Origin of the sequence: Staphylococcus simulans (assembly GCF_047037175.1) — a bacterium.
Lineage (GTDB): Bacteria > Bacillota > Bacilli > Staphylococcales > Staphylococcaceae > Staphylococcus > Staphylococcus simulans_C.
Genome location: NZ_CP178241.1, coordinates 1,709,040 through 1,725,911 on the forward strand (window position 1 = coordinate 1,709,040; position 16,872 = coordinate 1,725,911).

Consider the following 16,872-nt stretch of genomic DNA (forward strand, 5'->3'; position numbering starts at 1 on the left):
CCAAACAAAAAACCTGACTCCATCTCGAGTCAGGCCATACATTTATTTTTCAACTAGATAGCGATAAATATCATCACGCACTGGTGTGTCTAAAGCTAGATGCATCGTGACCACATCTTTGCCATCTGGCATTTTTGTTTGTGCTTCTGTTCCTGGCATGAATCGCGCTTTTCCCAGGTAATAAAAGTCCGTGCCTTCGCCATCTTCTTTCTTCACGAAAAGATACATGGGTGTATTCGTTTCTTGGTGCTGCATCACTTTTTGAACTTCATCAGAGCTTAACTTTCTCGGCGAACGTGTAAACCACTTCAACTCATTTTGATTAATGAATTGATCTTCATACGCCGTATTGTCGCTGATATCTTCGCTTTTATGATACGTAATAAATATAGGCAGTGTTTGGTGTTTTTGTTTGTAACCGTTAATCACTGCGGATTCATCTTTATCCCAATTCATCACCTTCACAAAGTCTTTTCTTGAATAACGTTCATACAAGATGAAATCATTTTGATTTTGATAGACATGTTGGTGTTTGTAGCGGGCTAATTCAATTAAATCATTCACATGATGACGAAATACCTCGCTATTTAAGTTCACTTTAAAGGCTTCTGTTAATCTTATCAGATTGTTGGTTTCATCCCATTCAATCATCGGTGTACCATATCTTTTATCGATATTCTTACTGAAATACGAAGCATCTAAGATTTTCAGACTGGTACGCACATCAGCTTCTTCAATTTGCTCATCACTTTGTTGAAGCTTCTGAACTAATCCTTCAAAACTTTCCTCTTGTCTCATTAATAACGCTAATGTCAGATAATCTGTATTTTTTAACCCTTTCGCTAATTCTTGAGAGATAAAGGTTAAATTCTTCGAGGCGTTGTCAGTTATTCTTGTGCCTACATCTGTTTTATCTTCTAAAAACGCTTCGTAATTTCCATATTTTGATAGAATCACTTCTGGGTCAATAGAATGTTGATAAATGAAGTCCATTAACGTTGGTGTACGGCCAATACGTGCTTTCACCTCATTGAAAGCTTGTAAAATCATCGCCTTCTTATTTAAAGTTGCAGACTGGATTGAATCAAAGATTCTCTTTTGCGCAACTTGTTCAAAATTAATCGTTGATACGCCTTTTAGTGGTGCGTAGTCTGAAATAAATTTACGATAACTGTCTTTATTATGTGAATGGTCACCTGACAATGCGATAGGAATCATATAGTTATTCTTATAATTACCGATGAAATCAATGACTGTCACATAATCTTTATTCGCACTCTTACGTAATCCACGCCCGAGTTGTTGTACAAAAATGATACTCGACTGTGTACTTCTCAACATGACAACTTGATTAATTTCAGGGATATCGACTCCTTCATTAAACAAATCTACCGTAATGATATAATTCAAACTGCCGTCTTTTAATTGTTGAATGACTTCATTACGTTGCTTTTGTGAATTTTCACCGGTTAAAGCTTTAGTTGGAATTCCTTTGTCGTTTAATTTTTGTGCTAAAACTGTCGCTTCACTTTTACGGCTGACAAAGATTAAGCCTTTTAACACATCACCTGAATAACCATAATAATGTGTCTTCTCTAAAATATATTTCACACGATCATCAGACGTAAGCAACTTTAAATCTTCTGTTTTATCATCAATGACATGCCCCTCTTGAATATAATCAGACACCCCAAAATAATGGAACGGACATAAAATATCACTTTCTAATGCTTTTTGAAGTCTGATTTCATATGCCACATTATGATTAAATTGCGCAAAGACACTTAAATCATCGCTACGTTCAGGAGTTGCGGTCATTCCTAACATGAACTTTGGATGAAAGTATTGAAAGATATTCTGATAGCTTTGTGCTGCCGAACGATGTGCTTCATCAAAGACGATATAATCAAACGTGTTTGAATCAAATTGTTGATAAATGTCAGGTTTAGACATAGTTTGAACGGTTGCGAATAAATACTTTGCATTTAGATTTTTCTCAGTACCTGTCAACTTCGCAAATGCGGCAGCTGGTTCATCAGCCAGCACTTTTTGATACGCAGCCAACGCATCATTTAAAATCGTTTCACTATGTACCACAAATAAGAAACGCTTAGGTTTAAAGACACGAACATCTAACGCAGACATAATCGTCTTACCCGTTCCTGTCGCAGAAATGATCAATGCTTTGTCTTCCCCTTGTGCACGCAGTTCTGCCAGACCTTTCAACGCTTCTACCTGCATCAAATTCGGTTCGATTTTAACCGCTTCTTGTATCTTATTTTCAAGCGCTGTCTGTTGTTGACTTTCTACAAACAAACGCTGTGTCATCTGCGGTTGATAGACATTGCGATACGCTTCAATCCAGCTTTCTGTTAAAGGTGTACTCTCTTCCCATAAACCCTTAAATTGGTCTTTGACCTTATGAACCAAATCCCCATTTTGATGTGACGACAATAAAATATTATGTTCATAATTTACTTTCAACGCATTGGAAGTTAAATTTGAACTGCCGACAACGAAGGTAGAATAGGCTTCATGATCAAAAATATAACCTTTCGCATGAAAGCCTGACACTTCAGTGACACGGACTTCCACATGATCTAACTTCATTAATTCTTCATAGACTTTTGGTGAGTTGAACCCCAAATAGTTAGAAGTCAGGATTTTCCCTTTAACCCCTCTTTGCGCTAAATCAAATAAGTGAGACTTCAAACTTTGGAGACCGCTCGGCGTAATAAACGCCACAGATATCATGAAGGATTGGCATTTCTCAAGTTCATCAATCAACGTCGCGAGAACATTTTCCTCTTGGTTATTTAAAACTAACTTCGGCACATGATGACCTTGATGTACAAGAGAACGGTCAATAAACCCTTTATGCAGTGACTGGGTTAAATCATCAATTAAATGTTCCATCAGCTTTACCCTTGTTCAACCAATATGTCCACTGCCGGAATATCTGCCGGTGCCCACGCTAATTGGTGTAAATCTTTTGGTGCTAACCACTTGATTTGACTATGTTCTGTTAAAGTCGGCATTGTTTGTTGTAGAGTGCAACGATACGTGGATAATTCGATAATCGCAAAATCATATTCATGCGTCGTTGTCGTAACCTTCTCGTCTACAGCTAAATCACATTTCATTTCCTCTTGGATTTCACGTTTTAACGCTTCCACATCTGTTTCACCTTGTTCAATTTTACCGCCCGGAAATTCCCATAATAACGGCAAACTCATTTGTTCACTGCGTTGTGCACATAATATTTGACCTTGATGTTCAATCACGGCACCTACCACTCTGATTAACTTTTTCATATGTATCCTCCGCTCACATAAATATTTCACTACTTATATGCAGGATCTCATTTTTTATAAAAGATTGCCACACAATTGCTGCAATTTTTTAATTTTTTCATAAAAAATAGACAGGTGTGACCTGTCTATTAATTAAGAATATGATATTCTATCCATCTTTCTATTGTTTTTCTATCTAAATTTTCAGTTAAAATTGCACATGTGAAATCAATACCTTCTTGAGTTGGTACTGCTATTGTTTTTCCATTTATGAACAAGAAAATTTCTAAACATGTAAAAGCTGTTCTTTTATTTCCATTCAAAAATATGTGCTTCTTAATAATCAATTCATATAATCTTGCAGCTTTTAATAAAAGGTCTGGGTAAAGCTCTCTGCCAAAAACATCTTGCTTTAACAAACCGACAATCATATTCAATGCGTATGGATCTTTAATTCCAATTTGTTCAGTAGGCGTAGTTTCTAAGATGATTTTATGATTTATAGCAACAATTTGTCTTTCAGTTAAATATTTTATCATTTATCCGCTAAGCCTCTAATAATATCTCCATGTCTATCCAAAGTTCTATCTACTAATTTTAAAATTTCTAAGTCTTTATCCTCATCTGTGTTTACTTTTTTAATTGTATATCCGCCTGTTGGCTCTTTGACATACTCAATATTAGATCCCTCTTTAATATTTAAATCTTCTAATACTTTTGGAGGAATACCAACGATATAACTATTACCACTTTTTCTTACTTTACGTTCTAAATTATTCTGATTCATATGACTGATGCCACCTTTCTTGTTGTTATCATTAGTATATACGTATATACATATATATGTCAATCTATATTTTTTGGATAAACCACTTCACCATCATCTTCAATAATCGGCATTGCTCCCCATTGGCCTAGCTTGTGCGGTTGCGCAATAATATCCCCTTTATTGTTCTGCATAATATGATAAACTTCCCATCCATGCGCAGCTAAATAATTGCTGACGATCAGTCGATGACAACGTGCAGGATGGTGTTCTGAGCACATATACGCAGTGGTTTGTTGTTGTGCAGTTTCTGTTAAGATTTGAATACCTTCTTTAAAATCATCCGTTAAAGTATAATCTGCATAGTTATGAAAGGATTCATTTTGCCAGCCGCTATTTAAACTACGCCCCACTGTTTCGCTCGGTTTTCTGCGTCCACCGAGAAATTTGTCCGTTTGATATTGAATCCCTTCTTCTTTCAACCAATCTTTCATCGCATCATCTTTAAATTGCGGATGTTTGCGGCTCTTAGTAAACGCTCTGATATCCATTAAGACTTCCACATGAAATGCTTTCAACATTTCAAGAAATGTGGCTTGGTCGTGATCAGAATGACCAATCGTATAAATGACTTTTTGTTTCCCCATACTGCTCACCTCTTTCTTACTCTATAGCCTAATATAAATAAAACACGCAAAAACAGCCTATACTCAGCGTGTTTTTGCGTGTATCGCTTTACATTATTCTTTTGCTTCAATCCCTTGATGAATCAATTCACCAATATATTGTGACGCTTTACCCTTTTCAATACTGCAGAAACGATTATAGAATGCATCAATTTTATCTTGATACTCAGCTTGTACTTTCGGTAAGTCTTTTAAGCTTTCTGCCAGTTTGTGCGCATCTGTGAAAATCGGTCCTGGTAAATCATTATGGTAGTCCATATAGAAACCGCGTAACCCTTTATCGTATTTCTCAATATCATACGCAAAGAAGAATTGCGGACGTTTTAAAATACCGTAATCAAACATGACAGATGAGTAATCTGTAATCAACGCATCTGAAATCAAGAAGATTTCTGAGACATCATCATAATCAGATACATCAATCGCAAAGTTTTCATAACCTGATAAATCTAACGCATTCGCAATCAGATAATGCATACGTAATAAAATGACATAGTCATCACCTAATTGTTTATATAGGTTGTCTAAATCAATTTTAAGGTTGAAGAGATATTGGCCTTTTTTAATAAATTCATCATCGCGCCATGTCGGTGCGTATGTGATGACTTTCTTATCTTTAGGAATATTCAATTTCTCACGAATCGCTTCAAGATACGCTGTGTCATTTGAACGATTGACGAGCACATCATTTCTTGGATAACCGATTTCTAAAATACGGTCTCGGTCCATCCAAAAGGCAGACTCAAAGATTTCAGTTGAATAACGGTTCGGTGATACTAAATAATCCCAACGTTCTGTTTCTTCTCTGAAATGACGTTTATACGCAGGTGTTGTTGTGCCTGGCATACGTACTACTTTCATATCATTGGCCAAGCGTTTCAATGGCGTACCATGCCACGTTTGAATATACGTTTGATTCTCTTTCTTGTTGATATAAAGCGGTGTGCGGGCATTGGTCACCCAGTAATGTGCTTTTGAATACGCATCATAGTATGCTTTTGAGTTTCTTTTCACTTTCGTCGCATTGCCCGGCACGTAAGTTTTATTCGGATTATTCAGCACCCAAATATAGTTATAATACGGATAATACTTCTGCATATATTCATAAATATATTTAGGACTATCGCTGTAATTTTTACCGCCGAATGTCTCAAAGACGATAGTTTTATGAGACACATTTTCTGGTGCATCTGTTAATTGATACATAGAACGGTCTTTATTCTTATTGCGCATGACAATGTTCTTCACATGACGCAACATGCCTCTATATTTGTTAATCGCAATTGCGGCGTCAGGTTGATTAAACATTAACGCCAACATCTCTACTTTAAACAAGGAACCGCCATCTGTTTCTTGAAAAAGATGCCATTTTAATTTTTGTGCGAGTTGAATTAAAGTATCTTGATGTTGTTTGTAGTGATACGCGTTTTGTTTATTCGCTGGATCGAATCCTTTGCGTATAATACCCGCCATTTTATGTGTCATAAATTGACGGACTTTTTTATTTTTAACTTTCTGTATCGTATGCAGATAAGCATCTGCGTAATCTTCAAATAGTTGGTCAAACGCTTGTTGTGTCAGCTGTTCTGTTTCAAAAGGATCATAGACTTCTCCTCTGAAGTAGAACGGGAACCCTAAAATACGCACAAAGCGTTCTGCATAACTCAAGTAATCCACTACGAAAGAATTATCGACATAGGTCTTTAAAGTTTCATCAAATTCAAGTTGATGCGCTTTTACAATCGCAGTTTTAAATAAAATATTACATGCGGTGTTTTTTCTTAAGAATGAATTAGGATTTGTCTCAGCGTTCATATATTCTAATCTGATTTTATTCTGATCAATATATTGCGGTTGCGTCACTGTAAATTTATTAATCGGTGCGATTAACGCATCTAACCCATTAACTGTTTTTAAATAGAATTGAATCGCATAAGACGCTAATTCATCATCTGCATCTAAAAACATAAAATAAGGGGTTTCAACATGCGACATCGCCACATTACGTGCATGCGCATGGCCTTGGTTTTGTTCAAAATTAATGACTTCAACCTGTTTATCATAATTTTTCAATGATGCTTCTAATAATGCTTTTGAACGATCTGTTGATCCGTCGTTGACGATAATCACATTAAAATTTTGATTGCGTTGTTGTTTCAAACTTTCGATACAAGCTTGAATATAATCTTCTGAGTTGTAATAAGTGATAATAACTGTTAACTCATTCATGATTGCGAACTCCTTACTGATTTATATCTCTGTTTTTCACATTGTCTTATTGTACTGATAAATACGCACTGAACCAAATAAGACACCTTGATACTTTATCACAGTGTCGTTATTTAGCGTACACCCACGTATACACTCTCTATGTTAACACTTTGAATAACTGTTCAAAGTGTTGTTGTGCTGCTTTAGGGGTTAATGATTGACGTGTATGGACGTTTTGAAGCGGATGTTGAATGATACGTTCCATGGCCTGTGCTAAACCTTCAATATCATCTTTTGATATTAAATACCCATTTTCACCCGCTTCAATGATTTCATTCGGTCCATAACGAATATCATAGGCCAGAACTGGACAACCTTCATTAATACTTTCCATCATCGATAACCCGAACCCTTCATGTGTACTCGTTAACAGAGAGGCACGGGATTCACGAAATACAGCTGTTGGATGATGGGTGAAAGGTTCTATTGTCACAACGTCTTCTAGACCTTCTTGTTCAATTAAAGCTTTGATTTCATCTTGGTCTGGTCCTGGTGTGCCTCCATATAATTTCAGCGTCGTGTCATACCCTTTTGATTTAAATAACTTAAATGCTTTGACGATATGATCAATTTGTTTTTCCTTTGAGAACCGTCCTAAATAAACAAATTGATTTTTACGAGCGCCTTCAGATAATGTACTTGGTTCAATAAAATGCGGGATAACTTCAATTTGATGTTCAGGTATGTCGGTTTGGGCAAGGATATCTTGTTTCTGCTGTGTAGTCAGCACAATATACCGCGCAACGTTCTGGTGATGATTCAGCGCATAACGATAAGACCCTTTGATGTTTTCACCTGATAAATGGGAACTATGAAAGACCATAACCGGTTTAATCGCATGCTGATTATCAATCAACGGTTGATCTAATACTCGCGCATCATCAAACACAATATCTCCATCTTTAAACAGTGCGTTATAAAAATAGGCAAATAATGCTTTATCATGCGTAAAGCTTTTAACCACACGTCCATCTTGATAAATCAAAATAGAGATGGCTTCTGGTTTGCCGTGTTTATTTTCTTCAAACCATTTCTGGCAATAGACATTACCGTTAAGGTCATACAGGGTCTCACTTAGTTTGATGTTTTTACGTGCACTATAATTCGTCTGCTTATGCAGATAGCCATAAGGATTATATTCATAGCGGATAATTTTATGTTTGACCCCAGGCGTCATCACATCTTCAAAACGGACAACCTCAGAATCCTCATAAAATTTACGATACAGTAAATACGTATCATCTGTTTGGTCATAATAACGTACGACGTCGCCCTTCTTATTCGTACGTGCTGTGTAATGCGTGAGTGCGACAGGTTGTGCTTTATATTTCTTTTCTTTCTTAAACCTCGACTTTGGAATGTTGAATAAATGATAACCTGACAGCCAATCATAGAGATTAATGACTGATGTCTCTTCATTTAAAATCCCTTGTGCTCTAAAGTCAGCAAGTACTTCAGGATATTCAATATTATAGTTGGTTGTTAAAATTGTTTGTTTAATCCCCAACGTGTCATAAATAAATTGAATCCGCTTCAACAATGCTTTCGTTCTGCCTCCATGATTCGGAGGCAAAGTCGATGTTACAGTATAAATCAACCTTAAACCCCATTTCGTAAAATTCTTTAAATTAAATTATATCATTTCTATATATACACTTTAACTCATAAATAAAACGGCAAAATTAATCTTAAGACGATTTAAGTTGAAATCCTTGCCCCTTCTCTCTATATACATTATAGTTTAAACTACATAGTAGTTTATTAATAGCACATACTTAACGCTAAATATATATACCCTTTTTACACATGAAACTAAAGGAGAGATAATCTTATGAATCCGAATGACTTACGTGTTATCAAAACGAAACGTGCATTATCTGAATCACTCTTTCATCTATTAAGCGAAAAATTGTTTTCTACGATTACTGTCAATATGATTTGTGACAATGCCTTAGTCCACCGCACTACATTCTATAAGCACTTTTATGATAAATACGATTTATTGTCTTATTTGATTACTAACCTGACAAAAGAATACTTCGAAAAAGATATTAGTGATCGCATTGAAGCACCGTTCAAATCACTCAGTTCTTTCTTTGATAAACCCATTGAGAAAATCGATATTAAACAACGTCATGACCAACAATTTATGGAAACGGTCACAGCGATTTTCATTCAAAAACTCCGCCAAGACATCATAGATAATGCAGAAATTATCGAAGTCCCTGGCAATCCGCCCATTGAAGTGGTTGCGCGTGTGTTTGAATCTGCCATTTCAGCGATTGGCAATTGGAAATATGATGAACACAAAATTTGTGCTGACTATTCAGAAGCTATCGGTGACCCTGATGCGCTGGATCGTATGTACAATCAGTTGCTCAATATCAAAGTAAAATCAAAATAACGCACATACATTTCAAACAAATAAAAAATCAGAACCGTTTCCTTTATTTAGAAACGGTTCTGATTTTTTTATTATTTCTTCTGTTCTGCTTTAGGCTTCAAATATTTTTGGCCATATGGTTTAAACTGCAATTTTGCGTCTTGCGGAATATCAAAGTATGTTTTGAACACTCTTTCCGTTCCAGAATCCCAAGGTGAAGAATGTTGCGAATAGGCATCAAACGGCAACATTTCTACCGTAATTGTGTCATTTTTAGAGGCATGTGCTGCATCTTCTTTCAACTTTGCGATACGCTGTGCATTGGCATGTGTCATAAATGAAAAGATAACGATAAACATGAAACTTGCGACACATGCGATACTGGCTGCGATGATACTGGTACGCTTTTCAGGCAAAGGCAGTTGTTTCACTATGATTAACAATACAATCAGCCACAGCACATACATGAAGTAGAAGTTTCTCGGTCCTACCGGTGCTACAACTAATAAAGGCGTCGTCGCAATCACTATTGAAACTAAACTAAAGTACGCAATATACAACGCTCTTCTAGATAGCCCGATAAAATAAATTCCTGCCGCAATCGAACAGAAATAAATCAGGCATGCTAAAAAGTTCAGTCCCGCAATCCACGGGATATGTTTCATCTCATCTAAACCAAAAGGTTCATAGACAAAGTACTTATAAAATGTGAAGAACGCGATGGAAGCCGTTAACAATACTTTATAGCTGATTGCTAAATTTAAAAATTTCGGGCTGCGATATAATACAATGATTAACAGCACTGCGATAATACTTAAGAATATCGCACACTGGAAATAACCCTGATATGGGATGACTTTCAATAATGTCACAATGACTTTGTCATACATCGTAGTATTAGAACCTACTTGTTGATAATCACTCTTTCCATCCAGAATGTTCAAGTAGTTAGGATTGGTAAACATAATAACCGCACCTATGCACGTTAAACAAAATCCTATCAGTAATTTCAAATTGATTTTACGATATAACACGACGTAAGTGATTAAACCTAAACCGGTTATCGCAATATTATACAAGGTCACATTTTCCATAAATAACTGCCCTGCCGTACATGCGATCAAAAAGAGTACGCTTTGAATACGCAACGACCACTTAGATGTGTTTTCTTGAGGATTCAGTGTGTTTAAAATAAACATTAAAACGATTAAGGCGCAGAGTGAACTTGTTACATAGTTATTAAAGCCCGCATACCAAGCATACGTTTGTTTAAAAATGGCAGCTGGCATCAGCAGCAATATTATAAATGTGATTAAACTATAAGCTGTGCTTTTCGTTTTACCTACGAACTTCAATATCATCCAAAGTATTGAGAAAGATACACACGCATAGACAATCATGCGCAATACCAGACTTCTCACAACTAAGATTTCTAAAATGTTGCCGAAATATCGACCATTTAATTTCTCAAAATGTTCTTGGAACCATACTTCATATCCATGTACGTACCAGTTCCAATCATCTTGTGCAAGCGGAACAAGCGCCGCAAAAACAAAATAAAAAATCACTAACAATCCATATACTAAAAAATACGGGTTTTCCTTCACTATTTTCATGATGTCGTTCTCCTTATTGTGCTAATCATATAATACACTTTCATTATATGATTGTCATGCAAACCTATAATTATCATAAGTGCTTTCCTGACTCCGCCAAATTTGTAAAATATAATAATATTTTCACTCACTTCAACTTTTTACTGACAAGTTCTATCTTCAATAGTAAAATTATTAATTATCAATACATCCTGATTTATCACCTTTAAAAAAGGAGTAAACTGTTCATCATGTTTCAAATCATTTTATACTTATTAATCGGATTAAGTTTTACTGTGTTAGACAAACGAATAATTTCACGTCAGCGTTCTCTTGTTAAGTGGATAACTTCTTTTTGTTTCTACACATGTTTTATTAATATTGTCTCCGTTGGCATACTCATGTTGTATCTTAAGAAACCGAACGTGTTAATGCCGGACATGTATCATTCTTTATTCGCTTTAAAATATGTACTTTTTGCGTGCGTCATCGGTTGTTTCGTCCTGTTGCTTAAAGCAATTATCATACAACGTATGACATTCGAACCCTCAAAACCTAAGCGTCGCTTTTTAAGCGGCTTATTGAATAGTGTCATTCTATTATTCGCTTTAATTGGTTTAGCTGCAGTATTCTTTGCGGATTGGTTTATCGACTTCTTTGGCAATATTACACCAGAACAATTCTTGTTCAACTTAAACTCACCCATTAAAGGGACAAGCAGCGACATGACAGATGCGATGTTAAAAGGACCTATATTAAAGTCGCTCTTTTATCTGATGCCATTGTTGCTGATTATCGTCTTTAATTGATACCACATCCAGTGGCATACAAACACGAAAGTGGTTACAGTCATGAAACGTTTTATAATCCAAATCGGATTAGCCATCCTTTCCATTGCTGTATTAGTTTCAGGTCTTGTCTATGGTTCAGATAAATTACGTTTAGCTGAAGTCTACAAAGCTTACAATGAAGACTCTAAATATATTCAAAATCATTATGTACGTGCCACTGACAGCAACTTGAAATTCCCAGAGAAAAAACGGAATTTGATCCATATCTACTTAGAATCTATGGAGAATTCCTATACCTCTAAAGATTTAGGCGGCCATATGGATAAAAATTTAATTCCTAATTTGACGCGTTTATCAGAACAAGGCGTACATTTCTCAAATTCCAAAGCAACTTTTGGCGGCCCACATCAAACATACGGATCAAGCTGGTCTGTTGCTGGGATGGTAAATATGGGCATGGGTATTCCTTTGAAAATACCGATGAACGGCAATAGTTACGGAAAATCGGGCTACTTCTTGCCTGGCGCTGTCGGCATTGGAGATGTTTTGCATAAAGAAGGTTATAATCAAACAATTATGTTTGGTGCCGATGCGGACTTTGGTGGTTTAACCACATATTTCACAACACATGGCCACTATAAGATTTTTGATGTGAAATACGCACGTGAACACAAATTGATTCCTAAAGACTACAACGTTTGGTGGGGCTTTGAAGACGATAAATTGTATGGTTTCGCAAAAGATGAAATTACACGTTTATCCAAAGAAGGTAAGCCGTTTAACTTTACTATGGAAACGGCGGACACCCACTTCCCAGATGGTTATTTGCCAAAACATGCACCGAGACCGCATCAAAATCATTATGCAAATGCGATTTCTTATTCGGATGAAGAAGCGGTTAAGTTCATTGAATGGATTCAAGCACAACCTTTCTATAAAGATACAACCATTGTAGTCACAGGCGATCATCGCAGTATGGATAAAAAGTTCTTTAAAGATTTCAATCCCAATTATGAACGCACGGTATTTAACTTAATTTTAAACCCTGCAGTTCAACCGGATAAAACGAAAAACCGTCAGTTTGCGCCATTGGATTTATATCCGACAACATTAGCCGCTATGGGCGTTGAAATTAAAGGCGAGCGTTTAGGTCTTGGAACCAACCTTTTCTCAAAAGAACCGACGTTAATTGAAAAAGACGGTTTAAAACATTTCGACAAAGAAATCAGTATCCGAAGTAATTATTATGACCGTGAATTTGTAAACGAAAAGAAAAAGTAACACTTTTCCCAAAGGAGAAACTTATCATCATGACTCAAATCATCTTATATGTATTAATTGGAATGTTGTTCACCTTATTAGATGTATGCTTGATTCGTCGTAATCATCGTATACTCGTTTGGTTTAGTACATTAGTCTTTTACACTCTATTTATTAATGGCTTTATTATTGGCACACTCTTAATGTTAGGAAAACCCAATGCTTATAAGTCGCAACTGTATCATACGTTTTTCGTCATTGAATACATTGTGCTGGCGTTTGCGATTGGCATTGTTTTATTAATCGTTCATGCTATATTGATGCACCGTTTAACCTTTACTGCTGTGCCAGGACGTCGCGCATGGCTAACGACTTTAAACGCCTGTGCTTTATTACTCTTTATGTTTATCGGAGTCTTATTAATCAAATTTACAGATTGGTGGTTTGATTTATTCGGAGGTATGAAGCCAAAAGCATTTATAACTAAGTTTCAAAGTATTATACATTTGTCAGACCCTACTTTATTACCTGGTTTGATTCAAACGGTACTGATAACTTCTGTTTTTTATTCATTGCTTGTGCTGTTGCTGATATATTTCAACCGCTTCAATTTCGTCTGGAATACAACAACTCGATCCATTACGATTATGAAACGGTCATGGATTCAAACAGCACTCTTTGCGATAACCTTAACTGTATTTCTTTCTGGTTTGATTTATAGTGTCTCTCACCTGCATTTAATTGAAGTATGTTTAACATTATTCCGCAAATAAAGGCATAAAAGACGCTGTTCAGATTTTGTTGTCTGAACAGCGTCTTTATTTTATATTTTAGTTTCTATGCACGCTTAAAGCGTTGGATTACTTGCATACCGATTTGTCGTTCGCTTTGATTCATAATCACTGTCCATAACACGACAGAATACAAGATGACGTAAACGATAATGTTTAAACCTAGCACCACTAAGCCTTTACCGAATATTTCCGCAATCCATTGATAGATGAAATAATAAATCACTGTAGTGATAATCATCGGCAGCCAAATCTTACTCATTTCAAACCAGAAGCGATACATATTTAAACCGATTTTACGGTGATAGTACACATTCATGATCAAGGTATAACCGATAAAGCTGAACGCTGCGATAGACAGCGATACGCCATAACCGCTATACTTCGGTGCTAAAATAACTGCGCTGATCATTGCGAGGACTAGTGTGACAGCTAAAGCGATGAAGCGGAATGTTTGGCGGTTATGTGCTTGAATAATACTGACTGCCGGCAATTGCGACAGTTGGAACGTAATCGTAAACATTAAGATAACTGTCATGATATACGCGGGTCTGAAATCTTGTCCTGCCCAGATAACAATAAAGTTCTCACCAAATATCACAAAGCCTGACAAGATAAATGATAAGACAATCAATTGAATGCGGCTGATACGCACCATTTGTTGAAGCAAACGTTCATTGCTTGCGCCTTCTACCACTAACATGGAGAAGCCTGGGAACGTCACATTATTAATCGAGGTCGCAAACTGTTGGAAGATTTTTACGAACTGTACAGCAATGACATAAATCGCAACCGCAACAGTCCCATTTATCGCCCCTAAAATCATTTGACCAGAGTTTAAGGTCAATTGTTCAATTGCGATAGAGAACAAGACCAACCCTAAATAAACATTCAATTGTTTCTGCTGTTTGAAGTGATCAAGGGAAAGCGCGCCCTTCCAATCAAAGCGAATCGATACATGACGCCGACATAAAATCATACCCATGAAGAGACATGCAAAGTTAACGATTAATGTGATTAAAATAATTGTTACTGCACCAAATCCCATCAACAAGAAAGGAGTCGCAATAATAGAAGGCATAATCACTCTGATTAACAACATGCTCTTCGCAATCACAAAGTATTCATATGCTTGTAAAATACCGTTAAAGATACCTGGGTAAAAAGAAATCATGATGTTGATGACGATAAAAATCAACATCAGCTTCAGTTCAGATAATTGTTTAGGGGCTAATGCATTACCGAATACCGCTTCTGCATTCAGATACAACACTAAGCCCATCAAACCGACTAATAAAGAACATAAGAAATAAATGTTCAAGATATTACCTAAAATCCGTGCTTCTTGTGCTTTTGACCCCTTTACTCTATTTTGTGATAAATATTTAGCAATGGTATTTCCAAATGCTAAATCCATAATGTTCAAATAGACTAAAAAGGATAAAACCAAATTATATAATCCATATTCAGAAGTGCCGAGTGTTCTGATGAAGAACGGTGTATATAAGACCGCCACAAGAATATTACCAAATATGGATATGTAGGATAAGATGGCGCCAGCTCTTCTTTGATTCATACTCATAACTCCTGTTTATGTTGGTTACGCTTGCGGTTCAAGTATGAACGCAGCACACGTTCTAAACCGAAAATCACAAGCACCGTAAAAATATTCGCTGGTGAAAATGTATCAATAATAAACGCTATCGTGCTCGCACGCGGAATAAACAACATCTTACGCGCCATAATCAACGCTGCCGCAATGACAATGATATGTTTTGCGGTCAACATTCTCGTAAACATCGCAATCAACAAACCGATGATGATACTGCCGAACATCATGCCGACATAACCAAAATCATGGTATGTTTCCGCTACGAAACTCGAACCATAACCTACACCTTTTAAATACAAATCTTTCATAATGACATAGGACATCGTATGCGAATATTGATACCCTTCTAACGCACGTTCAACCGATTGACCAGACCATCCGCCTTGACCTCCGGTTAAATTACCCCAGATATTGTATATAGCGTACTCTGTTAAAGGTCCGATAGAATAGATTTTATCTGGAATTTCTTTCGCTTTCTCAATGGTATAGCCGATGACGTTGACACTGATGCCTTGTGAGAAGAAAAATGACAACAATGCATCAAAGAAGCCGCCTTCTGTCTTAGACCCTCCACGACTATTACCGACAAAATTCATCATGGCTAATAAAATCGGCGCTGAAATAATCCCAGCGATCCATGTCTTTTTGCCAAACCAAGCTTGTGTCCCAGTATGTTTTGCTAGAATGTTGCGGTAACAGAAATAAATAAACAAAATCAGCACATCTAACATAAAGTCAGAACGAGAACCTGTTAACACAGAAAGGCCATCCACAAATAAATAAGCGAGTATTGGCAGCCACGCTTTCTTTTGTGCCGGCAAGGTTGCTAAATACACAAAGAAGGCAACTGGAAACATACGGCTGATTAACACAAATACACCCGGCAAGCTAGATTTAAAACTTGCGAAATAGGCATAATAGCCTTGGGCTTGTGAGGCTTGAACTGCTTCTGCCAAATACATCAATTTAAAAATAATCGCGATTGTAAAGACACCTAAACTGATGATGCGGATATTTTGTTTATACGATGTCTCGATGGGTTGAAACTGTTTAAACCCTTGGCGCGCCGTACGATCTAACATGGCATAGCCTAAAAAGAGACAAAACAAACTTAAGCTTAATAAGATTAAGATATTAAATATTGTGGCTTGATCTGTAAAATACGTTCCCAGCAATTTAAAATCTTTTTCATGATAATGGAACAGTTTACTCACAACCATTCTGCCCATTAAAAAGACAAAGAAAGTCACATTGAACATAAAGAAGATGACCCGCTGGTTGAACGCTTCTAGTCCATATATAAGGTTGTTCAGGAAAAATAGTAAGAGTGCACTAAATAACAGGGTAATATTTGAAAAGATAATGCCGACAGCAAGCAATATCACCGCAATCATCAGCACACTCCATCTTAATAACTTGGTCAA

The 16,872-nt window shown here is 36.4% G+C and carries 14 protein-coding genes; 4 read left to right on the plus strand and 10 right to left on the minus strand.

Annotated elements, in window-relative coordinates; all coding sequences use genetic code 11:
* Positions 1 to 42 precede the first annotated feature (42 nt).
* The 7 genes from ACFCT9_RS08550 to ACFCT9_RS08580 form a co-directional block, all read right to left on the minus strand.
* Complete coding sequence (locus ACFCT9_RS08550; protein WP_412518581.1) at positions 43 to 2,916, minus strand: DUF3427 domain-containing protein; 2,874 nt, start codon at positions 2,914 to 2,916, stop codon at positions 43 to 45.
* 5 nt (positions 2,917 to 2,921) lie between these two features.
* A complete protein-coding gene (locus ACFCT9_RS08555; RefSeq protein WP_412518583.1) occupies positions 2,922 to 3,314 on the minus strand; it encodes a (deoxy)nucleoside triphosphate pyrophosphohydrolase in 393 nt (130 codons plus the stop codon).
* A 128-nt stretch (positions 3,315 to 3,442) separates the two neighbouring features.
* Positions 3,443 to 3,832: a type II toxin-antitoxin system death-on-curing family toxin gene (locus tag ACFCT9_RS08560; protein WP_412518585.1), complete on the minus strand. Its 390-nt coding sequence runs from the start codon at positions 3,830 to 3,832 to the stop codon at positions 3,443 to 3,445.
* A complete protein-coding gene (locus ACFCT9_RS08565; protein WP_412518587.1) occupies positions 3,829 to 4,080 on the minus strand; it encodes an AbrB/MazE/SpoVT family DNA-binding domain-containing protein in 252 nt (83 codons plus the stop codon). Before ACFCT9_RS08565 ends, ACFCT9_RS08560 begins: the two co-directional genes overlap by 4 nt.
* Positions 4,081 to 4,139: 59 nt before the next feature.
* Positions 4,140 to 4,706, minus strand: coding sequence for a DUF488 family protein (locus tag ACFCT9_RS08570; RefSeq protein ID WP_412518589.1), 567 nt, complete (start codon positions 4,704 to 4,706; stop codon positions 4,140 to 4,142).
* Between the two features lie 93 nt (positions 4,707 to 4,799).
* Positions 4,800 to 6,974 (minus strand): CDP-glycerol glycerophosphotransferase family protein, encoded by a 2,175-nt coding sequence (locus ACFCT9_RS08575; RefSeq protein WP_412518591.1) that lies wholly within the window; start codon positions 6,972 to 6,974, stop codon positions 4,800 to 4,802.
* A gap of 139 nt (positions 6,975 to 7,113) precedes the next feature.
* Positions 7,114 to 8,613: a glycosyltransferase gene (locus tag ACFCT9_RS08580; RefSeq protein ID WP_412518593.1), complete on the minus strand. Its 1,500-nt coding sequence runs from the start codon at positions 8,611 to 8,613 to the stop codon at positions 7,114 to 7,116.
* Between the two features lie 234 nt (positions 8,614 to 8,847).
* Between ACFCT9_RS08580 and ACFCT9_RS08585 the strand changes: the two genes are divergently transcribed.
* Positions 8,848 to 9,420, plus strand: coding sequence for a TetR/AcrR family transcriptional regulator (locus ACFCT9_RS08585; RefSeq protein ID WP_412518595.1), 573 nt, complete (start codon positions 8,848 to 8,850; stop codon positions 9,418 to 9,420).
* A 71-nt stretch (positions 9,421 to 9,491) separates the two neighbouring features.
* Here the strand turns inward: ACFCT9_RS08585 and ACFCT9_RS08590 are convergent, their stop codons facing one another.
* A complete protein-coding gene (locus ACFCT9_RS08590; protein WP_412518597.1) occupies positions 9,492 to 11,015 on the minus strand; it encodes a DUF6056 family protein in 1,524 nt (507 codons plus the stop codon).
* 230 nt (positions 11,016 to 11,245) lie between these two features.
* On the opposite strand from ACFCT9_RS08590, the gene ACFCT9_RS08595 reads away from it, so the two are divergent.
* Genes ACFCT9_RS08595 through ACFCT9_RS08605 form a run of 3 tightly spaced genes read left to right on the plus strand, consistent with a single transcriptional unit; the run spans position 11,246 to position 13,818 of the window.
* Entirely contained in the window at positions 11,246 to 11,803 is a 558-nt protein-coding gene (locus tag ACFCT9_RS08595; protein ID WP_412518599.1) for a hypothetical protein, read from the plus strand.
* Between the two features lie 42 nt (positions 11,804 to 11,845).
* Positions 11,846 to 13,066, plus strand: coding sequence for an LTA synthase family protein (locus tag ACFCT9_RS08600; RefSeq protein ID WP_412518601.1), 1,221 nt, complete (start codon positions 11,846 to 11,848; stop codon positions 13,064 to 13,066).
* Positions 13,067 to 13,095: 29 nt separating this feature from the next.
* Entirely contained in the window at positions 13,096 to 13,818 is a 723-nt protein-coding gene (locus ACFCT9_RS08605) for a hypothetical protein (RefSeq protein ID WP_412518603.1), read from the plus strand.
* Positions 13,819 to 13,882: 64 nt separating this feature from the next.
* Here the strand turns inward: ACFCT9_RS08605 and ACFCT9_RS08610 are convergent, their stop codons facing one another.
* Complete coding sequence (locus tag ACFCT9_RS08610; RefSeq protein WP_412518605.1) at positions 13,883 to 15,412, minus strand: oligosaccharide flippase family protein; 1,530 nt, start codon at positions 15,410 to 15,412, stop codon at positions 13,883 to 13,885.
* A 2-nt stretch (positions 15,413 to 15,414) separates the two neighbouring features.
* Positions 15,415 to 16,872 carry an O-antigen polysaccharide polymerase Wzy family protein gene (locus tag ACFCT9_RS08615; RefSeq protein ID WP_412518607.1) on the minus strand — a complete coding sequence of 486 codons (1,458 nt, stop codon included), beginning with the start codon at positions 16,870 to 16,872 and terminating at the stop codon, positions 15,415 to 15,417.